The sequence below is a fragment of the Streptomyces sp. NPDC052101 genome (assembly GCF_040680235.1).
GTDB lineage: Bacteria > Actinomycetota > Actinomycetes > Streptomycetales > Streptomycetaceae > Streptomyces.
Genome location: NZ_JBFAWH010000002.1, coordinates 617,877 through 642,355 on the forward strand (window position 1 = coordinate 617,877; position 24,479 = coordinate 642,355).

Here is a 24,479-nt window from a genome sequence, read left to right on the forward strand (position 1 = left end):
ACTCCTCGTGCTACTCGGCCGAGGGCGACTCACCCTCGTCCGTGCCGGTGCTCGCGGCATCCTCGGCGGTCTCGTCGACGGCGTCCGCACCATCGACCTCCTCCGCCTCGCGCCCGGCCTCGGCGTTACGTGCGATGCCGACCACGGCATCGCGCTTGCCCAGGTTGATCAGTTGGACGCCCATGGTGTCACGGCCCGTCTCCCTGACCTCGTTGACTCGCGTACGAATCACACCGCCGGAGAGGGTGATCGCGAGGATCTCGTCGGTCTCCTCGACGATCAGCGCGCCGACGAGCGAGCCGCGATCCTCCACGATCTTGGCGGCCTTGATACCGAGGCCGCCGCGGCCCTGGACGCGGTACTCGTCGACGGCGGTCCGCTTCGCGTACCCACCGTCGGTGGCAGTGAACACGAACGTACCGGGTCGCACCACATTCATCGACAGAAGTTCATCGCTCTCGCGGAAACTCATGCCCTTCACACCGGAGGTGGCGCGGCCCATCGGGCGCAGGGTCTCGTCCGAGGCCGTGAACCTGATCGACTGTGCCTTCTTGCTGATCAGAAGGAGATCGTCGTCGGCCGAGACGAGTTCGGCGCCGATCAGTTCGTCGTCGGTGCCGTCCTCGCGCTCGCGCAGGTTGATCGCGATCACACCGCCGGAGCGGGGCGAATCGTAATCCTTCAGAGGCGTCTTCTTGACCAAGCCGGACTTGGTGGCCAGCACCAGATACGGCGCCGCCTCGTAGTCCCGGATCGCGAGGATCTCGGCGATCGCCTCGTCCGGCTGGAAGGCGAGCAGGTTCGCCACGTGCTGGCCGCGCGCGTCCCGGCCGGCCTCGGGCAGCTCGTACGCCTTCGCCCGGTACACCCGGCCCTTGTTGGTGAAGAACAGCAGCCAGTGGTGGGTCGTGGAGACGAAGAAGTGGTCGACGATGTCGTCTTCCTTCAGCTTCGTGCCGCGCACGCCCTTGCCGCCGCGCTTCTGCGCCCGGTAGTCGTCCGTCTTGGTCCGCTTGACATAGCCGCCGCGCGAGACGGTGACGACGATGTCCTCCTCGGCGATCAGGTCCTCGATGGACATGTCGCCCTCGTACGGGATCAGCTTGGTCTGCCGGTCGTCGCCGTACTTCTCGACGATCGCGGCCAGTTCCTCGCTGACGATCCCGCGCTGGCGGACCGGCGAGGCCAGGATCTCGTTGTACTCGTTGATCTTCGCCTGGAGTTCGTCGTGCTCCTGGACGATCTTCTGGCGCTCCAGGGCGGCCAGCCGGCGCAACTGCATCTCGAGGATGGCGTTGGCCTGCTTCTCGTCGATCTCCAGCAGGTCCATCAGGCCGTCGCGCGCGACATCGGCGGTCTCACTGCGCCGGATCAGCGCAATGACCTCGTCGATGGCGTCCAGGGCCTTCAGCAGACCGCGCAGGATGTGCGCGCGCTCCTCGGCCTTGCGCAGCCGGAACCGGGTCCGGCGGACGATGACCTCGATCTGGTGCGTCACCCAGTGGCGGATGAACGCGTCCAGGGACAGCGTGCGCGGCACACCGTCGACCAGCGCCAGCATGTTGGCGCCGAAGTTCGTCTGCAGGTCCGTGTGCTTGTACAGGTTGTTCAGCACGACCTTGGCGACCGCGTCCCGCTTCAGGACGATCACCAGCCGCTGGCCCGTACGGGACGACGTCTCGTCACGGACGTCCGCGATGCCGCCGATCTTGCCGTCCTTCACCAGGTCGGCGATCTTCTGCGCCAGGTTGTCCGGATTCACCTGGTACGGCAGCTCGGTCACCACCAGGCACTGCCGGCCCTGGATCTCCTCGACCTCGACGACCGCGCGCATCGTGATGGAGCCACGGCCGGTGCGGTACGCCTCCTCGATGCCCTTGCGGCCCACGACGAGCGCGCCGGTCGGGAAGTCCGGGCCCTTGATGCGCTCGATCAGCGCGTCCAGCAGCTCCTCGTGCGAGGCCTCCGGGTTCTCCAGGTACCACTGGGCGCCGGCCGCGACCTCGCGCAGGTTGTGCGACGGGATGTTGGTCGCCATGCCGACCGCGATACCGGCCGAGCCGTTGATCAGCAGGTTCGGGAAGCGCGAGGGCAGGACGGTCGGCTCCTGGGAGCGGCCGTCGTAGTTGTCCGTGAAGTCGACGGTCTCCTCGTCGATGTCGCGGACCATCTCCATCGACAGCGGCGCCATCTTGCACTCGGTGTAGCGCATGGCGGCCGCCGGGTCGTTGCCCGGAGAGCCGAAGTTGCCGTTGGAGTCCACCAGCGGCATCCGCATCGACCACGGCTGGGCGAGGCGCACCAGGGCGTCGTAGATCGAGGAGTCGCCGTGCGGGTGGTAGTTGCCCATGACGTCGCCGACGACACGGGCGCACTTGTAGAAGCCGCGGTCGGGGCGGTAGCCGCCGTCGTACATCGCGTAGAGCACGCGCCGGTGGACGGGCTTGAGGCCGTCCCGGACGTCGGGCAGCGCACGGGACACGATGACGGACATCGCGTAGTCCAGGTACGAGCGCTGCATCTCCGTCTCGAGCCCGACGGGCTCGACACGCATGACGATCTCGCCGCCCTCGGTCTCAGGGTTTTCCGGAGTGTTCTCGTCGGCCATTACTGGTGAAGATCCTTCCTGGTGCGGTCAGCTGAGACCGACTCAGATGTCGAGGAAGCGGACGTCCTTGGCGTTGCGCTGGATGAACTGGCGGCGCGCCTCGACGTCCTCGCCCATCAGGACCGAGAACAGGTCGTCGGCCTGAGCGGCGTCGTCCAGGGTGACCTGGCCGAGGACCCGGTGCTCCTGGTCCATCGTGGTCACGCGCAGCTCCTCGGCGTTCATCTCGCCGAGGCCCTTGAAGCGCTGGATCGAGTCCTCCTTGACGCGCTTGCCGCGCTGGCGGCCCATCTCCAGCAGTGCGTCGCGCTCGCGGTCGGAGTACGCGTAGTCGACCTCGTCCCGGCCCCACTTGATCTTGTACAGCGGAGGGCGGGACAGGAACACGTGCCCGGCCTCGACCAGCGGCCGCATGAAGCGGAACAGGAAGGTCAGCAGCAGGGTGTTGATGTGCTGGCCGTCGACGTCGGCGTCCGCCATCAGGATGATCTTGTGATAGCGGAGCTTCTCGATGTCGAAGTCCTCGTGCACACCCGTGCCGAAGGCCGAGATCAGCGCCTGGATCTCCTGGTTCTGCAGGATCTTGTCGATCCTGGCCTTCTCCACGTTGAGGATCTTGCCGCGGATCGGGAGGATCGCCTGGTACTGCGGGTTGCGGCCGGACTTGGCCGAGCCGCCGGCGGAGTCACCCTCGACGATGAAGATCTCGCACTTGGTGGGGTCGTTCGACTGGCAGTCCGACAGCTTGCCCGGCAGGGACGCCGACTCCAGCAGACCCTTGCGGCGGGTCAGATCACGGGCCTTGCGGGCCGCCACGCGCGCGGTGGCCGCCTGGATGCCCTTGCGGACGATGTCCGCCGCCTCGACCGGGTTGCGGTCCAGCCAGTCGTTGAGGTGCTCGTAGACCGCCTTCTGCACGAAGGTCTTGGCCTCCGTGTTGCCCAGCTTGGTCTTCGTCTGGCCCTCGAACTGCGGCTCGCTCAGCTTGACCGAGATGATCGCGGTCAGACCCTCGCGGATGTCGTCGCCGGTGAGGTTGTCGTCCTTCTCGCGTAGCAGCTTCTTGTCGCGCGCGTACTTGTTGATCAGGCTGGTGAGGGCCGCGCGGAAGCCCTCCTCGTGCGTACCGCCCTCATGCGTGTGGATGATGTTGGCGAACGAGTACACACCCTCGCTGTAGCCGCTGTTCCACTGCATCGCGACCTCGAGGGACAGGCTCTTGTCCTTGTCCTCCGCGTCCAGGTCGATGACGGTGGGGTGCACCGCCTCTCCCTTGCGGGAGTTGAGGTACTTCACGAAGTCGACGATGCCGCCCTCGTAGTAGTACGTGACGGTCTTGACCTCGGCCTTCTCGTCCGCGCCCGCCTCGTCCGCACCGCTGGTCGCCTTCGCCGACTCGCGCTCGTCGGTGAGTTTGATCGTCAAACCCTTGTTGAGGAACGCCATCTCCTGGAAACGCCGCGACAGCGTCTCGAAGGAGTACTCGGTGGTCTCGAAGATGTCGGAGTCGGCCCAGAAGGTGACCGAGGTGCCGGTCTCGTCCGTCGCCTCGTGCTGGTCGAGCGGGGCCGTCGGAACGCCGAGCTTGTAGTCCTGCGTCCAGCGGTGGCCGTCGGTCCTGATTTCGACGGCGACCTTCGTGGACAGCGCGTTCACGACGGACACACCCACACCGTGCAGACCGCCGGAGACGGCGTAACCGCCGCCGCCGAACTTGCCGCCCGCGTGCAGCACGGTGAGCACGACCTCCACGGCCGGCTTGCCCTCGGAGGGCACGATGCCCACCGGGATGCCACGGCCGTTGTCGACGACCCGGACGCCGCCGTCGGCGAGGATCGTGACGTCGATCGTGTCCGCGTACCCGGCCAGCGCCTCGTCGACCGAGTTGTCGACGACCTCGTACACCAGATGGTGCAGACCGCGCTCGCCCGTGGAACCGATGTACATGCCGGGCCGCTTGCGGACCGCGTCCAGCCCTTCGAGCACGGTGATGGCACTGGCGTCGTAGGAGGCGGAGGCCGCGCCGGAGTCTGCGGCCGCGCCGTTCACGGGGGCCTCGGCGGCCTCGCCGTTCACGCCGTCGTCGGTGGACGGGATGTTCTCGTTGGGGTTGCCGGAATCGGCCACGAAGCGCCCTTTCTGGCACAGCACGAGCCGGGCTCGTCGGCAGGTTGCCGGAGCGGCTGCGGCATGTTGCGTTGGTAAGCCTTGATCAGCGTTGCTCAGCTTTTCCCGGGCGGTCCCCACATTGGGGCGGGATTGTCTTCCAGTCTACCGGTAGCTCTGACATCGATGGGGGTTTGCCGGTACCTGAGTCCCCATGTGCCGCCCTGAACCGGCCTCGACCGGGTCCCGATATGCGGATGGGGGCTCCAAGGGGCTCACAGCGGCACTCAGCGCTTCGAGGCGTCAACCCTTGGCTACTGGGGGGTCAGATGGCGATCCGGCCACGTTCCGGCCGCCGCCCGCACCGGTGCACACGGGCACGCCGGCACCCCGGCGCGACCCCACGACGTGAGGTACGTCACCCATGCGCCAGCCACGCGTCAGCCGTACGTAACGCCGGGCCCGGAGCCGCGTCAGCCGTACGTGTCGCCGGGCCCGGAGCTGCCCGGAGCGCGCAGCGGACCGTAACGGCGGGCCGGACCGCCCGGATTGAGCACCTTGATCATCCGCACGGTGCCGTGCCCCAGATCCTCGTTGAGCCGCGCCACCAGCGCGGGCGCGAGATGGCGCAGCTGAGTGGCCCAGGCCGTCGAGTCACAGCTCACGACCAGCACCCGCTCGTCCTCGTCGTACCGCTGCGGCACACAGTGCTTGGCCAGGTCCTCGCCGACGATCTGCGGCCAGCGGCCCATGACCCCGCCCACCGCCGCGGGCGTCTCCCAGCCGCGCTCGGTCAGCAGCCGGTTGATCGCGGCGCTCAGCGCCATCGGATCCCGGCCGTCGGCCCGCGCACCGGAACGCAGCCCGCCGCCGCGCCGGACGTGCTTCTTCTGCCGCGCCGCGTCGCCACGCGCGCGTGCCTGCTCCTTCGCCGCGCGCAACGCCACGCGCGCGAGGTCGACACCGGAGGGTTCGGGCGCCTTCTCCGGGTCCTTGGGGGTGGGCTTCTCGCCGCTCATACGCGCTCCACCGTCCCTCCGGACACGGTGTACCGCGCCCCGGCCAGTACATCCGGTACGTCATCGTCCACGGCGGCGGTCACCAGCACCTGCTCGCCGGGCGCGACCAGCTCGGCCAGCCGCTCACGGCGGCGCGCGTCCAGCTCGGCGAAGACGTCGTCCAGGACCAGCACCGGCTCGCTGCCCTCGGCCCGCAGCAGGTCGTAGGAGGCCAGCCGCAGCGCGAGCGCATAGGACCAGGACTCGCCGTGCGAGGCGTACCCCTTGGCCGGCAGCTGACCCAGCTTGAGGACCAGGTCGTCCCGATGGGGCCCCACCAGGGTCACCCCGCGCTCGATCTCCTGCTTGCGCGCCTGGGCCAGGGCCGCCATCAGCTGGGCGTAGAGATCCTCGCGCGCGTGGGCCTCACCGGGCGCCGACGGCTTGTACTCCAGCGCCAGCGGCCCACCGCCGGGGGCCAGCTGCTCGTACGCCTTGTCGGCCAGCGGCTGCAGCACCCCTATCAGGTCCAGCCGCTGCGCCAGCAACTCCGCGCCCGCGCGCGCGAGATGCTGGTCCCACACATCGAGCGTGGACAGATCCGCCCCCGTCCGCCCGCCGTGCCGGCGCGCGAGCGCGGCGGTCTTCAGCAGGGTGTTGCGCTGCTTGAGCACCCGCTCGTAGTCGGAGCGCACACCGGCCATGCGCGGCGACCTGGCCGTGATCAGCTCGTCGAGGAACCGCCGCCGCTCGCCGGGGTCCCCCTTCACCAGCGCGAGATCCTCGGGCGCGAACAGCACCGTCCGTACGATCCCCAGCACGTCCCTCGGCCTGACCTGCGAGGACCGGTTGATGCGCGCGCGGTTGGCCTTGCCCGGGTTCAGCTCCAGCTCGACCAGCTGCTGCCGGTCGCCCTGCCTGACCTGCGCCCGGATGACGGCGCGCTCGGCGCCCATGCGGACGAGGGGGGCGTCGGAGGCGACCCGGTGGCTGCCCAGGGTGGCCAGATACCCGACCGCCTCCACCAGGTTGGTCTTGCCCTGTCCGTTGGGGCCGACGAACGCGGTGACGCCCGGGTCGAGCGGAACCTCGGCCCGGGCGTACGAGCGGAAGTCGGCCAGCGAAAGATGCGTGACGTGCATGGTCGTTTCGCCGGCCTTCCCCAGAGTGCTGATGGACTGTGGATCGCGGGGGCGATCCTGTGGACAAGTTGTCGGCTACGGCCTGTCGGCTAAGCCTTCTTCTCTACGGCGTGGCCGCCGAACTGGTTGCGCAGCGCGGCGATCATCTTCATCTGCGGCGAGTCCTCCTGCCGGGAGGCGAACCGCGCGAACAGCGACGCGGTGATCGCCGGCAACGGCACCGCGTTGTCGATCGCGGCCTCCACAGTCCAGCGTCCCTCACCGGAGTCCTGTGCATAACCGCGCAGGCCCTCCAGGTGCTCGTCGTCGTCCAGCGCGTTGACCGCGAGGTCGAGCAGCCAGGACCGGATGACGGTGCCTTCCTGCCAGGACCGGAACACCTCACGGACGTCCGTGACGGAGTCGACCTTCTCCAGCAGCTCCCAGCCCTCGGCGTAGGCCTGCATCATCGCGTACTCAATGCCGTTGTGGACCATCTTCGCGAAGTGGCCCGCGCCGACCTTGCCGGCGTGCACCGAGCCGAAGTCGCCCTCCGGCTTCAGCGCGTCGAAGATCGGCTGCACCTTGGCGACGTTCTCGGCGTCGCCGCCGTACATCAGCGCGTAGCCGTTCTCCAGCCCCCAGACACCGCCGGACACACCGCAGTCCACGAAGCCTATGCCCTTGGCGGCGAGTTCCTCGGCGTGCTTCTCGTCGTCGGTCCACCGGGAGTTGCCGCCGTCCACGACCACGTCACCGGGCTCCAGCAGCTCGGCGAGCCGGTCGACGGTCGACTGGGTGGCCTCGCCGGCGGGGACCATCACCCAGACCACGCGCGGCCCGCTGAGCTTGCCCACAAGCTCTTCCAGGCTGTGGACATCCGCGAGGTCCGCGTTGCGGTCGTATCCGATGACGGTGTGGCCCGCGCGGCGGATCCGCTCGCGCATGTTGCCGCCCATCTTGCCGAGGCCGACGAGACCGAGCTCCATCAGTTGTGTTCCTTAGGTCGCTGTGTGGCGGGACAGGCACCTTCGTGCCGAGCCGAGCCTAAACCCGCCCCTTCACGCACAGCTGTGGGCATACGCGCTCATGCGTTACCCCCCTGACCTGCGACTTCTCGATGCACACCAGTGCCGGGCACCCACAGGGGCACCCGGCACTGTGGACAACCGGTCAGCCGCTGAGCCGGACCGGCATGATCAGGTACTTGTACGCGTCGTCGGCCTCGGCATCCAGCGCCGGCTTCCCGCTGAGCAGCGCCGGCTTCGTGGACGTCGTGAACGACAGCTGAGCCACCGGCGAGTCGATCGCGCTCAGACCGTCCAGCAGGAAGGTCGGGTTGAAGGCGATCGAGATGTCGTCGCCGTCCAGCTGGGCGTCGACCCTTTCCACAGCCTGTGCATCGTCGCTGGAACCGGCCTCGAGGATGAGCACGCCCTGCTCGAAGCTCAGCCGCACCGGGGTGTTCCGCTCGGCCACCAGCGCCACACGCTTGACGGCCTCCACGAAGGGCGCGGTCTCGATCACGGCGACGGAGTTGAACTCGGTCGGGAACAGCGTCCGGTACTTCGGCAGGTCGCCCTCGAGCAGTCGCGTGGTCGTACGACGACCCGCGCCCTCGAAACCGATCAGCCCCTCGCCCGCACCCGACCCGGACAGCGCCAGCGTGACACTGTCACCGGCGCCGAGCGACTTGGCGGTGTCCAGGAGCGTCTTGGCCGGGACCAGGGCGACCGCGGAGGCGTCGGGGTTCTCCGGCTTCCACAGGAACTCACGGACCGCGAAGCGGTAGCGGTCGGTGGAGGCCAGGGTGACCGTGTCGCCCTCGATCTCGATGCGCACACCGGTGAGGACCGGCAGCGTGTCGTCACGGCCGGCGGCGATGGCCACCTGGGACACGGCGGCCGCGAAGACCTCGCCGGGGACGGTGCCCGTGGCGTTCGGCATCTGCGGCAGCGCCGGGTACTCCTCCACAGGCAGTGTGTGCAGGGTGAACCGGGAGGATCCACAGACCACGGTCGCCCGTACACCGTCTGTGGAAATCTCCACCGGCCGGTTGGGGAGGGCGCGGGAGATGTCGGCGAGCAGCCGGCCGGAGACGAGGACGGCACCGTCCTCGTCGACCTCGGCTTCCACCGACACGCGTGCAGAGACCTCGTAGTCGAAGCTCGACAGGCTCAGCTGGCCGTCCTCGGCCTTGAGGAGGAGGCCGGCGAGGACAGGAGCCGGCGGACGGGCCGGGAGGCTGCGTGCCGCCCACGCCACTGCCTCCGCGAGTACGTCGCGTTCCACCCGGATCTTCACCGTAAGCCGCCTCCTGCTGTTGCTACTGAGTCCTCCGACTCGGTGTCACCGCCCATTGCGAAGGGAAGGACACCGGGGACCAGTCTGACGCACCGCACTGACAGTAGGTGCCCGTCGGGGTCAAGTCGGTCGGAGGGGCAGCCGGGCTCGAAACAGCGAGTTGTGCACAGGCCCCGCTTCAAAGCGATTGCCAGGCTCTCTCTAGTTGGAAGTAGTAGTAGGGCCTGTGGATACCGTGGATAACCACGTTTTCCCAGCTCAGAGGCGGAATTTTGTCCACTGGCCCTGTGGGCGGAGGCAGTGGACAACTAGGTGTCTCTGTGGAGAACAGAAAGTTCTGCACACACCGCCCACAGCCCGAGGGCAGTTCTCCCCAGCTGCGTCCCCAGGTTTACCCACGTTTCCCACACCCCAACCCGGCACCTTCGTGTGACGCCTTTCACTCGACGCGGTGATCGGGTGCGTCGGGTTGCCGAACAGTGGACAGCCATGTGGAGAAGCTGAGGATCGCTGGGGACAACTGGCCCCAGCCTGTGGGTCGTCGGTGGACAACTCCGTGCACACCCTGTGGATCTTCTCTTTGTCCACAGTCTGTGGAGATCGTTCGTCCACGATTCCACAGGGGGCTGAGCTGGGCGAACGTCGTATGAACAGGCTTCCTGTGGATGCCGTTCGGGACAACTCGGCAGTCCCCAACATGTGGACGGAAGAAAGTCGGCGAATCTGTGGAGAGCAGCCGTAACCCGGCACCTAATCGAACACGGGGTGACGGCCGAGCAACACTCCACGCGGCTCGGTGCACGGCGACCCTGCCAAAGGGCGCCCTCGGGATGCGTATCCCGAGGGCGCCCTCGACGTCGGCGTAGGCCCGGCGCGGCCGCCGTCAGCCGTTCTTGATGCGGTTCGTCAGCTCGGTGACCTGGTTGTAGATGGACCGCCGCTCGGCCATCAGCGCGCGGATCTTGCGATCGGCGTGCATGACGGTCGTGTGGTCGCGTCCCCCGAACTGCGCCCCGATCTTCGGCAGCGACAGATCGGTCAGCTCACGGCACAGGTACATGGCGATCTGCCGCGCGGTGACCAGCGCGCGCCCGCGCGAGGTGCCGCACAGGTCCTCCACCGTCAGCCCGAAGTAGTCGGCGGTGGCCCCCATGATCGCCGTCGCCGTGATCTCGGGCGCGCTGTCCTCGCCGCCGGGGATCAGGTCCTTCAGGACGATCTCCGTCAGGCCCAGGTCCACCGGCTGCCGGTTGAGCGAGGCGAACGCCGTCACCCGGATCAGCGCACCCTCCAGTTCACGGATGTTCCGCGAGATCCGGGAGGCGATGAACTCCAGTACCTCCGGCGGGGCGTTGAGCTGTTCCTGCACCGCTTTCTTGCGCAGGATCGCGATACGCGTCTCCAGCTCGGGCGGCTGGACGTCGGTGATCAGGCCCCACTCGAAACGGTTCCGCAGCCGGTCCTCCAGCGTGACCAGCTGCTTCGGCGGCCGGTCGGAGGACAGCACGATCTGCTTGTTGGCGTTGTGGAGCGTGTTGAAGGTGTGGAAGAACTCCTCCTGCGTCGACTCCTTGTCCGCGAGGAACTGGATGTCGTCCACAAGAAGGATGTCCATCTCGCGGTAGCGCTTGCGGAAGCTGTCGCCCTTGCCGTCGCGGATGGAGTTGATGAACTCGTTGGTGAACTCCTCCGAGCTGACGTAGCGCACGCGCGTGCCCGGGTAGAGGCTGCGCGCGTAGTGCCCGATCGCGTGCAGCAGATGTGTCTTGCCGAGCCCCGACTCCCCGTAGATGAAAAGGGGGTTGTACGCCTTGGCCGGTGCCTCGGCGACGGCGACCGCGGCCGCGTGCGCGAACCGGTTGGAGGCGCCGATGACGAAGGTGTCGAAGAGGTACTTGGGGTTCAGGCGCGCCGTCGGCTCGCCGGGGCCGCTCGCGGGCGCGGGCTTCGCGGCCAGCGGACCGGGGGCACCCGTCGAGGGGATGTCCGGGCGCCCGGGGCCGCCGCGATGCGCCGGGCCGCCGCCCGCCGGCTGCTCGGGCAGCTCACGGCGGACGGGGTCGCGCTGGTCGTACTCGGTCCGGGAGGGGTCGTAGTCCCCGCGCGGGCTGTCGTACTCGGCGCGCTGCTGTTCGTACGACGGCCGGTCCATGCCCTGCGGGCGGTAGTCCGAGGACGGCGCGCCGTAGGTGTCCGGGCCGGAGCCGTAGGCGTCGTGGGAGGACGGGGACGCGTACGGGTCGCGCTCGGGGAAACCGAGCCGCGGCTGCTGCCAGCCGTACTCGTCCTGCGTGGGACGCGGCCAGGCGCCGGGCTCGCGGCGCTGGTACTCGGAGGGATACGCCGGGCGCACGACAGGGAGCTGGTCGGCACGGCCGGCGGGCGGCTGGTCGGCGCGGGACTGCTGCTCGGCCGGCGGCTGGTCGGCGGCGCGGTGGCGGCCGTAGCCCTCGTACGGCCGGTCCTCGTACGGCCGCTCCTCGTACGTGCGGTCTTCGTACGTGCGGTCCTCGTACGGCCGTTCCTCGTACGACGGGCCGGAGGGCAGTTCCGGCTCTTCATAGCGCGACTTGGGCGCCTGCTGCACGGGCGCCGCGGGAGCCGGCGGCTCGCCCGCGGAGTCGTCCACGGTGATCGCGATCCGGATGGGGCGGCCGCACTCGCGGCTCAGCGTCTCGCTGACGATCGGCGCGAGACGGCCCTCCAGTACGCCTTTCGCGAATTCGTTCGGTACGGCGAGCAGAGCGGTGTCCGCCACCAGCGCGAGCGGCTGGCAGCGGCGGATCCAGTGCTCGTCCTTCACCTCGACACCCTGTCCGCGGCCCTCTCCGAGGAGCTGCTCCAGTACTCGTGGCCACACTGCGGCAAGATCGGCAGGTACGTCAGCCACAGGGCACGCTCTCTCACAGGTCCCACGAACGTGTGATCGCGGGACGGGTCGGGGTGTACTTCGGGTGGTCGGGGGGGCAAACCCGCCGGGGCGGGGGACAAAAGAACGAATCGGGGTTCAGCCACGGTAGTCAGCGCGGCGGGTGCGGTTCAAGTTGTTGTCCCCAGCCTGTGGATAGTGTCTCTCGGCGACCCTCGGTTTGACCGGATGGCGTAGCCCCGCGTACCGTAACCAGGTCGAGTTGTCGATGGCTGCTGCCGCCTGCCTCCGATGGGCACAGGTCACGTCAGGTGATCGGGAAGCGGTGCACTCGGGCGTGACGCGAGCTACTCGTGGGCGCACGGTGACAGCCAGGGCGGCACCCGCCACCACCGATTGATTTCTGGAGCCCCCGAGTGAGCAAGCGCACCTTCCAGCCGAACAACCGTCGTCGCGCGAAGACCCACGGCTTCCGGCTGCGTATGCGTACCCGTGCCGGCCGCGCGATTCTCGCGTCCCGCCGTAGCAAGGGTCGCGCCCGCCTGTCCGCCTGATCCCGGTCAGGTCATGCCGTCGTGCTGCCCACCGAGAACCGGCTGAGGCGGCGCGAGGACTTCGCGACCGCGGTCCGACGAGGACGCCGGGCAGGACGCCCGACTCTCGTCGTCCACCTTCGTAGCGGTGCCACGGACCCGCACGCGCCTGGGGAGAGCGCTCCCCCGACGCGTGCGGGTTTCGTCGTGAGCAAGGCTGTGGGTGGCGCGGTCGTGCGCAACTCAGTGAAGCGCAGACTGCGCCATCTGATGCGTGACCGTATCGCCCTGTTTCCCCCCGGTAGCCTGGTAGTCGTACGAGCGCTGCCCGGAGCGGGCGACGTAGACCATGCACAGCTGGCCCGAGACCTGGATGCCGCGATCCAGCGGCTGCTGGGAGGGGGCGCGCGATGAAGTACCCGCTGCTGGCTCTGATCAAGCTGTACCAGTGGACGATCAGTCCACTGCTGGGGCCGGTGTGCAAGTACTACCCGTCGTGTTCCCACTACGGCTACACGGCCATCGACCGGCACGGTGCGATCAAGGGAACGGCACTCACCGCCTGGCGCATCCTCCGGTGCAATCCGTGGTCGCTGGGCGGCGTGGACCATGTTCCGCCGCGCAAGCGCCCACGGTGGCACGAAATGCTGCGCAACGCTTGGCGCGCACGCAAGGGCGGGCCCTCCGCCTCCGAACCGGCCACCGAAGCGAAGCCTCCTTCCGAGCTTCCTTCGAGCCCGGTCGCAGAGACCTCGTCCCATGCCCAAGGAGCATGATTAGTGGACACGATTGCCAGCCTCTTCAGCTTCATCACGACACCCGTTTCCTGGGTCATCGTCCAGTTCCACAAGGTGTACGGCGCGATCTTCGGGCCTAACACCGGGTGGGCCTGGGGCCTGTCCATCGTGTCTCTGGTGATCCTGATCCGCATCTGCCTGATCCCGCTCTTCGTGAAGCAGATCAAGTCGACGCGCGCGATGCAGACGCTCCAGCCGGAGATGAAGAAGATCCAGGAGCGCTACAAGAACGACCGGCAGCGTCAGTCCGAAGAGATGATGAAGCTGTACAAGGAGACGGGTACCAACCCGCTCTCCTCGTGCCTTCCCATCCTGGCGCAGTCCCCGTTCTTCTTCGCCCTGTATCACGTGCTCAACGCCATCGCGACGGGCAAGACGATCGGCGTCATCAACGAGCCGCTGCTCGCCAGCGCCCGTAAGGCACACATTTTCGGTGCCCCGCTCGCGGCGAAGTTCATGGACAGTTCGGACAAGGTCGAGGCGCTCGGCGCCACGCTGACCGACGTCCGGGTCGTGACCGCGGTCATGATCGTCCTGATGTCGTTCTCGCAGTTCTACACGCAGCGTCAGCTGATGACGAAGAACGTCGACACGACGGTGAAGACCCCGTTCATGCAGCAGCAGAAGATGCTGATGTACGTCTTCCCGGTCATGTTCGCCGTCTTCGGTATCAACTTCCCGGTCGGTGTCCTCGTCTACTGGCTGACCACCAACGTGTGGACCATGGGCCAGCAGATGTACGTCATCCGCAACAACCCGACCCCGGGTTCCAAGGCCCAGGCCGCCTACCTGGAGCGCCTGACCAAGCACGTCACGCACTCCAGCAAGGTCCGCCGGCGCAGCGAGAAGACCATCGTCAAGGCGATCGTCGCCAAGGGCCGCGACCGCAACGAGTTCGAGCGCAAGTTCATCAACGCCCTGAACAAGGCCGGCCTCGCTGCCCAGGCCGACGGCACTGTGGTGAAGAGCGTGGCCGAGGCCACCGCACAGACCGAGGACGGGGTGGAGACCACCTCGGCGACCGGTGTCGGCGCCACGGCCCGGCGTCAGCAGCCCAAGCGCCAGTCCAAGGCCCAGCGTCAGTCCGGGCCCAAGCAGGCGGGCGGCACCACCTCGTCCACCTCGCTGGAAAAGTCCGACGAGCCGCAGGACGCCAAGCCCGCCGCTGCCAAGCAGGACACGAAGCCCGGCTCCGGCACCCGCAGCAAGGCCCAGTCCGGCCAGCGCAAGGGTGGCCCGCAGCGGCCCAAGTCCCCGTCCAAGAAGTAAGAAGGAGCCCATCCCGTGACGGAAGGCACCACCTCCGCCGCTGCCGAGGGTGCAGACACCCTGACCCGCCTGGAGCAGGAGGGTGAGATCGCGGCGGACTACCTGGAGGGTCTGCTGGACATCGCCGACCTCGACGGCGACATCGACATGGACGTCGAGGCCGACCGCGCCTCCGTGTCGATCATCAGCGACACCGGCGGCCGCGACCTGCAGAAGCTGGTCGGCCGGGACGGCGAGGTGCTGGAGGCACTGCAGGAGCTGACGCGCCTGGCCGTGCACCGGGAGACCGGCGACCGCAGCCGCCTGATGCTGGATGTCGCGGGCTACCGGGCCAAGAAGCGCGCCGAGCTGTCCGAGATCGGCGCCAAGGCTGCCGCCGAGGTGAAGAGCACCGGCGAGCCCGTGAAGCTCAAGCCGATGACCCCGTTCGAGCGCAAGGTCGTGCACGACGCGGTCAAGGCCGCGGGACTGCGCAGCGAGTCCGAGGGCGAGGAGCCGCAGCGGTTCGTCGTCGTGCTGCCCGCCTGATCGGTCCCACGTTCCACCGGCCCCGTCTGTAGAGCAGACGGGGCCGAACTTTGTCAGCCTGGTAGTTCTGGTGGCCGGTGCGCGGAGCGCCGGCGCTGTACGGAAGGACGGTCCCCGTGACGGAGGCAGCGGAGCTTCCCCCCGCGCCCGAAAAGGCGCGGGAAGTGTTTGGTGATCGCTTCGCCGATGCGGTCCGCTACGCGGAGCTGCTCGCCGAGGCGGGCGTGCAGCGTGGCCTGATCGGCCCGCGAGAAGTGCCCCGCCTGTGGGAGCGGCATCTGCTGAACTGCGCGGTGCTCTCCGAGGCCGTCCCCGAGGGAGTGACGGTCTGCGACGTCGGCTCCGGCGCCGGACTGCCGGGGATTCCGCTCGCCCTGGTCCGGGAAGACCTGAACATCACCCTGTTGGAGCCGCTGCTGCGGCGCACCAACTTCCTCACCGAGGTCGTCGAGCTGCTCGGCCTGGACCACGTCACGGTCGTCCGGGGCCGTGCCGAGGAGGTCCTGGGCAAGCTCCCGCCGGTCCATGTGGTGACGGCCCGGGCCGTGGCCCCGCTGGACCGTCTGGCTACCTGGGGCATCCCGCTGCTGCGTCCTTACGGCGAGATGCTCGCGCTCAAGGGGGACACAGCCGAGGAGGAGCTGAAGGCCGCGGCCACGGCACTCAGCAAGCTCGGCGCGGTGGAGACGTCCATCCTGCATGTGGGTGAGGGAGTGGTGGATCCGCCGTCCACTGTCGTGCGGGTCGAGGTCGGCGAGAGCCCCGGTGGTGTGCGGTTCGCTGCGAAGCGGGCGAAGGCGGCCCGGACCGGCCGCGCCCGTCGACGCCGCTGACCCTGGAGATCGCCGAGTCCGAGGGGGCGTCCGTGCCGGCAGGCGAGGGCGCCTCTGATCCGTCCTGAGGACGAGACGTACTCCACACAAGCTGCCAAACCTATGCAGGCCGGAGTGTCGCGAAGATTCGGTCGCCGCTGCTGTGCATCGTGTTTCACGTGAAACGTCGCTCACTGCTGCACGGCATCATCAGTCGCGGCCGCGCTGCGGCCGAACCTCGCGACCGCAAGCCTCTCGGTTCCCTGGGAGAGAATCCCGTTTCTCCGGGCACTCCGCCCCTCTCCCGAGGCACGGAGTTGTCCACAGAGGTGGATTTCTCCACAGAACACCAGGCCTCACTGGTTCACGACCCCGAAGACATGGGAGGCTCTGTTCATTGCGAGCCTGAAGTCGAGGAGAGTGAATCCTTGCGGTCCGACGCCAACATCGCGGGACCGATGACCGATCCGGTCCCCGGTCCCCGTACCGAGTCGATGGGGGCGGATGTTTCACGTGAAACACCGCCTCCGATGGACGACACTCCCATCGGCCGTGCGGCCCAACTGGCGGTAGAGGCTCTGGGCCGCGCCGGCGAAGGTCTGCCGCGACCGGAGCAGACCCGAGTCATCGTGGTCGCCAACCAGAAGGGCGGCGTGGGCAAGACGACGACGACCGTCAATCTTGCTGCTTCGCTGGCTCTGCATGGCGGCCGTGTCCTGGTGATCGACCTCGACCCGCAGGGCAACGCATCCACCGCCCTCGGGATCGACCACCATGCCGAAGTCCCTTCCATCTACGACGTGTTGGTGGAGAGCAAGCCTCTCGCCGAGGTCGTCCAGCCGGTCTCTGACGTGGAAGGTCTCTTCTGCGCCCCCGCCACCATCGATCTCGCCGGTGCGGAGATCGAGTTGGTGTCCCTGGTGGCGCGGGAGAGCCGGCTGCAGCGTGCGATCCAGGCGTACGAGCAGCCATTGGACTACGTCCTCATCGACTGCCCGCCCTCGCTCGGCCTGTTGACCGTCAATGCGCTCGTGGCGGGGCAGGAAGTCCTCATCCCGATCCAGTGCGAGTACTACGCACTGGAGGGGCTGGGCCAGCTGCTGCGCAACGTCGACCTGGTGCGGGGACACCTCAACCCCACGCTGCATGTGTCGACCATCCTGCTCACCATGTACGACGGCCGGACGCGTCTCGCCTCCCAGGTCGCCGAAGAGGTGCGCACCCACTTCGGCGACGAGGTGCTGCGGACGAGCATTCCCCGCTCGGTCCGTATCTCCGAGGCGCCGAGCTACGGGCAGACGGTGCTGACTTACGATCCTGGATCGAGCGGTGCCCTCTCGTATCTTGAGGCGGCCCGAGAAATCGCGCTGAAGGGCATCGGCATCAGCTATGACGCGAGCCAGGCCCACATCGGCGCCCAGAACGACCCGAGCATGGTGGAGGGGATCCAGTGAGCGAGCGACGGAGGGGGCTGGGCCGTGGGCTCGGCGCACTGATCCCCGCTGCCCCGACCGAGAAGAACCCGGCTCCGGCCGCGCTGGGAGGCGGAGCCTCCACCTCCCCGGCGGCGGTTCCGGTACTGACGACAGACCGCGGAGTGGCCGCCGCGAAGGTGGCCACACTGCCGCCTGTTTCACATGAAACCGAGGAGCCCCCGGCGAGCCCGGCCATGGACACGCCGGCTCCTCCGCTGGGGGCGCACTTCGCCGAGATCCCTCTCGACGCGATCTCGCCCAACCCGCGCCAGCCGCGTGATGTATTCGACGAGGACGCGCTGCACGAGCTGGTCACCTCCATCAAGGAGGTTGGCCTCCTGCAGCCCGTCGTCGTACGGCAGCTGGGGCCCGCCCGCTATGAGCTGATCATGGGTGAGCGCCGCTGGCGCGCCTGCCGTGAGGCCGGACTGGAGGCCATCCCGGCGATCGTCCGGGCCACGGAGGACGAGAAGCTCCTTCTGGACGCGCTGCTGGAGAACCTGCACCGCGCACAGCTGAACCCGCTGGAAGAGGCCGCCGCCTACGACCAGCTGCTGAAGGACTTCAACTGCACCCACGACCAGCTGGCCGACCGGATCGGGCGCTCCCGGCCCCAGGTCTCCAACACGCTGCGTCTGCTGAAGCTCTCGCCGACGGTGCAGAAGCGGGTCGCCGCCGGAGTCCTCTCCGCCGGCCACGCCCGGGCACTGCTGTCGGTGACGGATCCGGAGGAGCAGGACCGGCTGGCTCACCGCATCGTGGCCGAGGGGCTGTCGGTGCGAGCCGTCGAGGAGATCGTGACCCTCATGGGCTCGCGGCCCCAGAAGCCGCAGCGCCCCAAGGGCCCGCGCGCCGGTGCCCGGCTCTCTCCGGCGCTGAACGAGCTGGCGACCCGCCTGTCGGACCGCTTCGAGACCCGGGTGAAGGTCGACCTCGGTCAGAAGAAGGGCAAGATCACCGTCGAGTTCGCTTCCGTGGACGATCTCCAGCGGATCCTGGGCACGCTGGCTCCGGGCGAGGGGCCCGTGCTGCACCAGGAACTGCAGGAGGACGCGGCGGAGGATCAGGACGACTGATCCTTATCCTCTCGGCCTGCGGGGAGCGGACTGTGTCCGGTGTGTACCGGAACACGGCCCGCTCTTTGCTTTGAGGCGGTATCGAGAGAATCACATCGTGGATACGATGCGAACGGGTATGGCACATCCACCGGACAGCATCTGCATCTCTGAGTGGGGAGTCGGAGGCCATGCGATCGATGAGCCGCACCGGACTGGTGAGCGCAGGCCTGAGCCTCGGAGCGGTCGGCGGATTCGTCGGCAGCCTGCTCAGGGAACGGAGCGCTCTGACAGCCGCTCGTGATGCGGCGGGCGAAGGAAGCGAGGAACAGCCTTCATGGGGCGTCGGCTCGTGCCGCTCACGCTGGACAACCTTCAGGACCTTCCCCCACGCTGCCGCTCGTGTGTCTTCTGGGAGCTGGACCCCGTCAGTGGAGAAGCAGCCGTAAAGGCAGGCACCTCGGCCCTGGAGAAGGAGGGCTGGATCTCCGCCGTCCTCTTGGACTGGGGCTCGTGCGGCCGGGTGGTGTACGTCGATGACGTGCCGGTGGGATTCGCGCTCTACGCACCTCCGGCCTATGTCCCGCGCTCGACGGCCTTTCCCACGAGTCCTGTCTCGCCGGACGCCGTGCAGCTGATGACGGCGTTCATCCTGCCCGGCTATCAGGGCCAGGGATTGGGCCGTGTGCTGGTGCAGACGGTCGCCAAGGATCTGCTGCGCCGAGGCTTCAAGGCAATAGAAGCCTTCGGTGACGCCCGCTGGAAGGAGCCCGCCTGCATGCTTCCGGCGGAGCATTTGCTGGCCGTGGGCTTCAAAACGGTCCGGCAGCATCCCACGCATCCCCGGCTGCGGCTGGAGCTGCGGTCGACGCTCTCCTGGAAAGAGGACGTGGAGCTGGCACTCGACCGGCTTCTGGGAGCCGTCCAGAAGGAGCCTGCACTGAGGCCGCTGTAGCGTCGCTGGCGTGAGGGCCGGCGTCAGGCCAGGGACCTCATGCGAATGGGCCAACCCTTCGGGGTTGGCCCATTCGTGTTTCACGTGAAACATGCGCCCGCGAGAGGGCGCCGATCAGGTTTTCTGCCTTACTCGGCGATGAAGTCCTCGAGGTCCCGGAGGATCGCGGCCTTGGGCTTGGCGCCGACGATGGTCTTGGCGACCTCGCCGCCCTGGTAGACGTTCAGCGTCGGGATGGACATGACGCCGTACTTGGCGGCCGTGCCCGGGTTCTCGTCGATGTTGAGCTTGACGACCTCGATCTTGTCGCCGTGCTCGGCGGCGATCGCCTCCAGGGAGGGAGCGATCTGGCGGCACGGACCGCACCAGGCGGCCCAGAAGTCCACCAGGACGGGCTTGTCGCTCTTGAGGACGTCCTCATCGAAGGAAGCGTCGGTCACGTTCTTCAGGTCGGCCACAGGGGGCTCCTCAACTTGATCATGCGGTGGGGCGGAGAAGGGAAGAAGATCAGGCGGCGGCGGGCTCAGCGTTGTCCTCGTCCGCGAGGGCGGCGAGGAAGCGCTCGGCGTCCAGAGCGGCGGAGCAGCCGGTGCCGGCGGCGGTGATCGCCTGGCGGTAGGTGTGGTCGACCACGTCACCGGCGCCGAAGACACCGGTCAGGTTGGTGTGAGTGGACGGGGAGGCGACCTTGAGGTAGCCCTCCTCGTCCAGGTCCAGCTGGCCCTTGAACAGCTCGGTGCGCGGGTCGTGGCCGATCGCGATGAACAGACCCGTCACGGGCAGCTCCGACAGCTCACCGGTCTTGAGGTTGCGCAGCTTCAGACCGGACAGCTTCTGCTCGCCCTGGATCTCCGCGACCTCGCTGTCCCAGACGAACTTGATCTTCGGGTCGTTGAAGGCACGCTCCTGCATCGCCTTGGAGGCACGCAGGCTGTCCCGGCGGTGGACGATCGTGACGGACTTGGCGAACCGGGAGAGGAAGGTGGCCTCCTCCATCGCAGTGTCACCGCCGCCGATCACGGCGATGTCCTGGTCCTTGAAGAAGAACCCATCACAGGTGGCGCACCAGGAGACACCGCGACCGGAGAGGGCGTCCTCGTTCGGCAGGCCGAGCTTGCGGTGCTGGGAGCCGGTGGTGACGATGACGGCCTTCGCCTTGTGGACCGTGCCGGCGGTGTCTGTGACGGTCTTGATCTCACCGTTCAGGTCGACGGAGACGATGTCGTCCGGGATCAGCTCGGCACCGAAGCGCTCGGCCTGCGCCCGCATGTTGTCCATGAGGTCGGGACCCATGATGCCGTCGCGGAAGCCCGGGAAGTTCTCCACCTCGGTGGTGTTCATCAGCGCGCCACCGGCGGTGACGGCGCCCTCGAACACCAGGGGCTTCAGCGACGCTCGCGCGGTGTAGAGCGCCGCCGTGTAGCCTGCGGGCCCGGAGCCGATGATGATCACGTTACGGACGTCGCTCACGGCTTGATTCCTCGTCTCTGGTCTGCGTCAGTCGACCGGGGAGAGCCCGTTTCCGAACTCTCACCCCACCCAACGGATCCTACGGGGCGCGCATTCCCGGTGTGTCGGGGCACACGCCCGCTGCGCGGGGACTGACGGAAGGGTCCAGCAGACTCAGGGCCGGGGGAAGGAGTGCTTCAGGAGCACCTTGCCGGCGGTGCCGGGCTGTTGCCGGATGCAGGCCGCATCGACGACGTAGGCCGTGACCTGTGTACTGTCATCGGCATCGGGTACCACGACCAGATAGGCGGACTTCCCGTCGTACGTTCCCGTCTTGGCGCCCAGGACGTCGTCGCTCCGGTGAAGCACCGCCCGGACACAGTCGGGGACAGCGGCATTCGTCTGGAGCAGGGTGTTCGCGCTTTCGGTCGATTGCGGGGTGTTGTGCTCGGACTCGAGGCCTGACCGAGGCCGCTGGCCGTCGGATCCCGGGTGAGTCTTCTTCTTGGTGGAGAGCAGGTCCTTCACCTGGCTCTGGACACTGCTGCCGGAGAAGGGCTCGACGGAAGCCGTCGGCCTTCCGTGTGCGGTGGTGTCGGAGGAATGGTCGCCGAGCGACTGCAGTACCAGCGACCCGGCCCCAAGGACGGCTGCGGTAAGGACAGCCCCGAGGACCACCCGCCTACGCCGTCGGCCCCGCTCACGCCCCTTGCGTCCCGGACCGGTCGCCGCCTGAGGGCGCCCGGCGGGTCGGTCCGAGGGAGGCGATGTTTCACGTGAAACATGGCCCGCGCTGCCCTCATGGCCCGGCTCTGTCTTTGAGGAGACCTGGGTGCTCAGCGGATCCGGAGCGGAGGCGCTCAGCAATGCCTCGGCGGCGAGGGCGGCATCGATACGACCAGCCACATCGGCCGGCATGCGTTGCGCTCCCGACACGGATCCCAGCAGCCCCCGGATCTCCTCCAGCGCGGCATGGACGTCCGCGCACAGCTCGCAGGTCTTCAGATGGCGCCGTATGTCCGCGCTACGGTCCGGAGGGAGAAGGCCTTCGGTGAGGTCGGAGATCTCCGCGACGTCCGGGTGCCCGGCCGTGTCTGTCGTCGAAGTCACGCTCGCCCACCTCCGCCCTTCACTACGGCTGAATCGCTCGGTCCGGTGTCATCAGGGCTCTCGTCGGGAGACCCCGTTGCCGGTGGGACGGATGTCCCCTCCACCCGGTTCCGTCCGGCGCCGGGTTCTTTTCCGTTTCCGGAGCCTTCAGGCCGTAGATGGGTGAGGAGGGGCAGTAGCCGGGCTCTGCCCCGGGCGCACCGGCTCTTCACCGTGCCCGTGGGCACATCGAGGATCCGGGCGGCCTCGGCCACGGGATATCCCTGCATGTCCACCAGGACCAGTGCGGCCCGCTGATCATGCGGGAGAGTGCCGAGCGCTTCCAGCAGCTGCCGGTGCACATCGTTGCGCTCGGCCGGCGCCGAGGCCGACTCATGCGGCTCCAGTAGCTGCTCCAGCCGCTCGGTGTCGTCGACCGGCGAGGTCTTCCGTGAGGCCACCTTGCGCGCGCGGTCCAGACAGGCGTTCACCGTGATCCGGTGCAGCCACGTCGTGACAGCCGACTGGCCCCGGAAGGTATGGGCAGCCCGGTAGGCCGACACCAGGGCGTCCTGGACCGCGTCAGCGGCCTCCTCGCGGTCCCCCAGTGTCCGCAGCGCGACCGCCCAGAGCCGGTCCCGATGCCGCCGCACGATCTCACCGAAGGCATCGGTGTCGCCTTCCACATGGCGGGCCAGTAGATCCTTGTCGCCCACTCCGTCGTATCCGGCGCCGTCCGCCATCTGCCCCTCCAGTCCGGGTGAGACGTCAGCCCGTGAACTGAACTTCGCCGATGGCCTGCTTGAAGCCGGCGCCGGTGTACAGCACCGGGTCGTATCCCGACTTCGGCATGGCGGTCAGCCAGACGAGGACGTACTGCGTCTTCACTGACTTCTTGAGCTTCACCGTGGCGGTGGTGCCCGTGGTCGTGATGCTGCCGACCTTGTGCATCGAGTCCAGCGAAGCCGGCGAAAGCGAGTCGGCGGTCCACAGCTCCACCGTGGTGTGGTCGCCGCCATAGCGCAGATCGATCGTGGCCGTGCTGAGGTTCCTTGCCGAGCCGAGGTCATAGACGATACCGAGACCCGGCTTGTAGGGCGCGAGCGGCGGACCTTCGTTGAAGCTCCTGGTCTTCCAGTACGTCGACGCGTTGCCGTCGTGGGTCTTGTCGACCTCATCCGGGTGCTGGGCGTCGCCCCCGGCCACGAACTCCTGGGCACCCTCGATCTTTATCGGCGTCGGCTTGGGCTTCGCGGGACCCTTGTCGCCGTCGTCCGTCTGCTGGCTCTTGTTGGTGTCGTCGGACTTGCCGCTCTGGCCCATCAGCGCGTCCGCCAACTGCCAGCTGCCCAGGCCCAGGGCGGCGATGAGGAGGGCCGACACGGCCCACTTCAGGGCCTTGCCGGTGCGGCTCTGCAGCGGGGGTGGCGGGGCCGGGATCGGCTGGGTGGCGCCGGGGCGGGGTGCCGGGCGGCCGTACGTGCCCTGCTGGTAGGTCGTGCGCTGGTACTCCGGCGGGGCCGTGAACGCCGGCTCCGGCGGGCGGATGCGCGGCATCTCGCCGATCGCCTTCACCAGCTCTTCCGGCGTGGTGCACGGAGCCTCGTGGCGCGAGGCGGTGGCCCCGTCGTTGGCGAGTGCGCGCATGGCCAGTTCGGACAGGCCCCGGTGCACACCGGCCCGTACCTGGTCCGGTGCGATGAGGCCGACGCCCTTGGGTAGGCCGGACAGACCGTACGCGTCGCTCTCGTACGGCCAGCGCTGGGTCAGCGCCGCGTACAGCAGGGCGCCGATCGCCTCGGTGTCGGTGCGCTGCGGGGTGTCGGAGCCGATGCCGCGCAGCGCGGCGTTCACGGCCAGGCCCCGGATACGCCACTGACCGGTCGAGGCGCGCAGCACGGCGTTCGGGTTCAGCCGCAGATGGGCAAGGCCCTCGCGGTGTGCGGCGGCCATCGCGGAGGCGACCTGACTGACCATCTGGTAGGCGTCGTGCGGCTCCAGCGGACCGGGTGCGAGGAGCGTGGTCAGCTCGGTGGCGTCGGGCAGCCATTCGTGCACGACGTAGACGAGGTCGTTCTCCTCCACGGCGTCCAGGACCTGGACGAAACGGGGGTCGCCGAGCAGTGCGGAGGAACGGGCGGCAGCCAGCACGGAACGAGCCCGTGTGTGGTCCGCGGGCAGGATGTGCACGCCGACGGCCCGCCGGAGCTTCTCGTCGACGGCACGCCAACTGCTGAATCCGTCCAGACGGGTGACGCACTCCTCCAGCCGGTAGCGTCTGGCGAGCTTGTGACCGCTGTGCAGCTCGGGAGGCGAGGCCTTCTTCCCAGGACCCTCAGTCCCGCCGCTCCCCTGTGCCTCGTTGCTGTCCGTGCCCCGCTCCAGGTTCTTGGCCACCCCGTCGGCCGTGGACTGGTCCGCCTTGGCGGTCAGCGGTTGCTCACCGCTGTTGTCTGCCACGTCGACGGCAGCCGTGCTCCGTTCCGCCACCGTCGTCCCTGCCTCCCCATC

General features: G+C 68.3%; 21 protein-coding genes. 9 read left to right on the forward strand and 12 right to left on the reverse strand.

Going from position 1 to position 24,479, the window contains the following annotated elements; all coding sequences use genetic code 11:
• Positions 1-10: 10 nt before the first annotated feature.
• The 7 genes from gyrA to dnaA all read right to left on the reverse strand — a co-directional run bounded on the left by gyrA (position 11) and on the right by dnaA (position 12,027).
• The gene (gyrA, locus tag AB0L75_RS06440) at positions 11-2,608 is read right to left on the reverse strand and encodes a DNA gyrase subunit A (protein ID WP_365176196.1); all 2,598 of its coding nucleotides are present in this window, start codon (positions 2,606-2,608) and stop codon (positions 11-13) included.
• A 42-nt stretch (positions 2,609-2,650) separates the two neighbouring features.
• Positions 2,651-4,759, reverse strand: coding sequence for a DNA topoisomerase (ATP-hydrolyzing) subunit B (gene gyrB, locus AB0L75_RS06445; RefSeq protein WP_365176198.1), 2,109 nt, complete (start codon positions 4,757-4,759; stop codon positions 2,651-2,653).
• 428 nt (positions 4,760-5,187) lie between these two features.
• On the reverse strand, positions 5,188-5,733 hold the full coding sequence (locus AB0L75_RS06450; RefSeq protein WP_365176200.1) for a DciA family protein: 546 nt from the start codon (positions 5,731-5,733) through the stop codon (positions 5,188-5,190).
• A complete protein-coding gene (gene recF / locus AB0L75_RS06455; RefSeq protein ID WP_365176202.1) occupies positions 5,730-6,854 on the reverse strand; it encodes a DNA replication/repair protein RecF in 1,125 nt (374 codons plus the stop codon). The genes AB0L75_RS06450 and recF overlap by 4 nt, the downstream gene beginning before the upstream one ends.
• Before the next feature lie 89 nt (positions 6,855-6,943).
• Complete coding sequence (gnd, locus tag AB0L75_RS06460; protein WP_365176204.1) at positions 6,944-7,822, reverse strand: phosphogluconate dehydrogenase (NAD(+)-dependent, decarboxylating); 879 nt, start codon at positions 7,820-7,822, stop codon at positions 6,944-6,946.
• A gap of 184 nt (positions 7,823-8,006) precedes the next feature.
• Complete coding sequence (gene dnaN / locus AB0L75_RS06465; protein ID WP_365176205.1) at positions 8,007-9,137, reverse strand: DNA polymerase III subunit beta; 1,131 nt, start codon at positions 9,135-9,137, stop codon at positions 8,007-8,009.
• 883 nt (positions 9,138-10,020) lie between these two features.
• Positions 10,021-12,027: a chromosomal replication initiator protein DnaA gene (gene dnaA, locus AB0L75_RS06470; RefSeq protein WP_365176207.1), complete on the reverse strand. Its 2,007-nt coding sequence runs from the start codon at positions 12,025-12,027 to the stop codon at positions 10,021-10,023.
• Positions 12,028-12,422: 395 nt separating this feature from the next.
• On the opposite strand from dnaA, the gene rpmH reads away from it, so the two are divergent.
• From rpmH to AB0L75_RS06515, 9 genes are all read left to right on the forward strand, one after another.
• Positions 12,423-12,560, forward strand: a complete 138-nt coding sequence (gene rpmH / locus AB0L75_RS06475; protein WP_003956500.1) for a 50S ribosomal protein L34 — start codon at positions 12,423-12,425, stop codon at positions 12,558-12,560.
• Between the two features lie 21 nt (positions 12,561-12,581).
• The gene (rnpA, locus tag AB0L75_RS06480) at positions 12,582-12,953 is read left to right on the forward strand and encodes a ribonuclease P protein component (protein ID WP_365176209.1); all 372 of its coding nucleotides are present in this window, start codon (positions 12,582-12,584) and stop codon (positions 12,951-12,953) included.
• Positions 12,950-13,315, forward strand: a complete 366-nt coding sequence (gene yidD, locus AB0L75_RS06485; RefSeq protein WP_365176211.1) for a membrane protein insertion efficiency factor YidD — start codon at positions 12,950-12,952, stop codon at positions 13,313-13,315. The genes rnpA and yidD overlap by 4 nt, the downstream gene beginning before the upstream one ends.
• Before the next feature lie 3 nt (positions 13,316-13,318).
• Positions 13,319-14,605, forward strand: coding sequence for a membrane protein insertase YidC (gene yidC / locus AB0L75_RS06490; RefSeq protein WP_365176213.1), 1,287 nt, complete (start codon positions 13,319-13,321; stop codon positions 14,603-14,605).
• A gap of 15 nt (positions 14,606-14,620) precedes the next feature.
• On the forward strand, positions 14,621-15,133 hold the full coding sequence (locus AB0L75_RS06495; protein ID WP_365176215.1) for a R3H domain-containing nucleic acid-binding protein: 513 nt from the start codon (positions 14,621-14,623) through the stop codon (positions 15,131-15,133).
• 116 nt (positions 15,134-15,249) lie between these two features.
• Positions 15,250-15,966 carry a 16S rRNA (guanine(527)-N(7))-methyltransferase RsmG gene (gene rsmG, locus AB0L75_RS06500; RefSeq protein WP_365176217.1) on the forward strand — a complete coding sequence of 239 codons (717 nt, stop codon included), beginning with the start codon at positions 15,250-15,252 and terminating at the stop codon, positions 15,964-15,966.
• Between the two features lie 359 nt (positions 15,967-16,325).
• Entirely contained in the window at positions 16,326-17,399 is a 1,074-nt protein-coding gene (locus tag AB0L75_RS06505) for a ParA family protein (protein WP_365176474.1), read from the forward strand.
• Positions 17,396-18,496 carry a ParB/RepB/Spo0J family partition protein gene (locus AB0L75_RS06510; protein ID WP_365176219.1) on the forward strand — a complete coding sequence of 367 codons (1,101 nt, stop codon included), beginning with the start codon at positions 17,396-17,398 and terminating at the stop codon, positions 18,494-18,496. The genes AB0L75_RS06505 and AB0L75_RS06510 overlap by 4 nt, the downstream gene beginning before the upstream one ends.
• Positions 18,497-18,812: 316 nt before the next feature.
• The gene (locus AB0L75_RS06515) at positions 18,813-19,430 is read left to right on the forward strand and encodes a GNAT family N-acetyltransferase (RefSeq protein ID WP_365176221.1); all 618 of its coding nucleotides are present in this window, start codon (positions 18,813-18,815) and stop codon (positions 19,428-19,430) included.
• Positions 19,431-19,558: 128 nt separating this feature from the next.
• Here the strand turns inward: AB0L75_RS06515 and trxA are convergent, their stop codons facing one another.
• The 5 genes from trxA to AB0L75_RS06540 all read right to left on the reverse strand — a co-directional run bounded on the left by trxA (position 19,559) and on the right by AB0L75_RS06540 (position 24,458).
• Positions 19,559-19,888 carry a thioredoxin gene (gene trxA / locus AB0L75_RS06520; RefSeq protein WP_365176223.1) on the reverse strand — a complete coding sequence of 110 codons (330 nt, stop codon included), beginning with the start codon at positions 19,886-19,888 and terminating at the stop codon, positions 19,559-19,561.
• Positions 19,889-19,937: 49 nt separating this feature from the next.
• Positions 19,938-20,900: a thioredoxin-disulfide reductase gene (trxB, locus tag AB0L75_RS06525; RefSeq protein ID WP_365176225.1), complete on the reverse strand. Its 963-nt coding sequence runs from the start codon at positions 20,898-20,900 to the stop codon at positions 19,938-19,940.
• A gap of 153 nt (positions 20,901-21,053) precedes the next feature.
• On the reverse strand, positions 21,054-21,989 hold the full coding sequence (locus tag AB0L75_RS06530) for a hypothetical protein (RefSeq protein WP_365176227.1): 936 nt from the start codon (positions 21,987-21,989) through the stop codon (positions 21,054-21,056).
• Positions 21,986-22,711 (reverse strand): RNA polymerase sigma factor SigM, encoded by a 726-nt coding sequence (sigM, locus tag AB0L75_RS06535; protein WP_365176229.1) that lies wholly within the window; start codon positions 22,709-22,711, stop codon positions 21,986-21,988. Before sigM ends, AB0L75_RS06530 begins: the two co-directional genes overlap by 4 nt.
• Before the next feature lie 25 nt (positions 22,712-22,736).
• Positions 22,737-24,458 (reverse strand): protein kinase family protein, encoded by a 1,722-nt coding sequence (locus AB0L75_RS06540; RefSeq protein ID WP_365176231.1) that lies wholly within the window; start codon positions 24,456-24,458, stop codon positions 22,737-22,739.
• Positions 24,459-24,479: the final 21 nt, after the last annotated feature.

Bases quoted from the DNA above. Each gene is read 5' to 3' on its own strand.
- gyrA (WP_365176196.1), bottom strand. From the start codon at position 2,608: ATGGCCGACGAGAACACTCCGGAAAACCCTGAGACCGAGGGCGGCGAG.
- AB0L75_RS06450 (WP_365176200.1), bottom strand. From the start codon at position 5,733: ATGAGCGGCGAGAAGCCCACCCCCAAGGACCCGGAGAAGGCGCCCGAA.
- recF (WP_365176202.1), bottom strand. From the start codon at position 6,854: ATGCACGTCACGCATCTTTCGCTGGCCGACTTCCGCTCGTACGCCCGG.
- gnd (WP_365176204.1), bottom strand. From the start codon at position 7,822: ATGGAGCTCGGTCTCGTCGGCCTCGGCAAGATGGGCGGCAACATGCGC.
- yidD (WP_365176211.1), top strand. From the start codon at position 12,950: ATGAAGTACCCGCTGCTGGCTCTGATCAAGCTGTACCAGTGGACGATC.
- AB0L75_RS06505 (WP_365176474.1), top strand. From the start codon at position 16,326: ATGGGAGGCTCTGTTCATTGCGAGCCTGAAGTCGAGGAGAGTGAATCC.
- AB0L75_RS06515 (WP_365176221.1), top strand. From the start codon at position 18,813: ATGGGGCGTCGGCTCGTGCCGCTCACGCTGGACAACCTTCAGGACCTT.
- sigM (WP_365176229.1), bottom strand. From the start codon at position 22,711: ATGGCGGACGGCGCCGGATACGACGGAGTGGGCGACAAGGATCTACTG.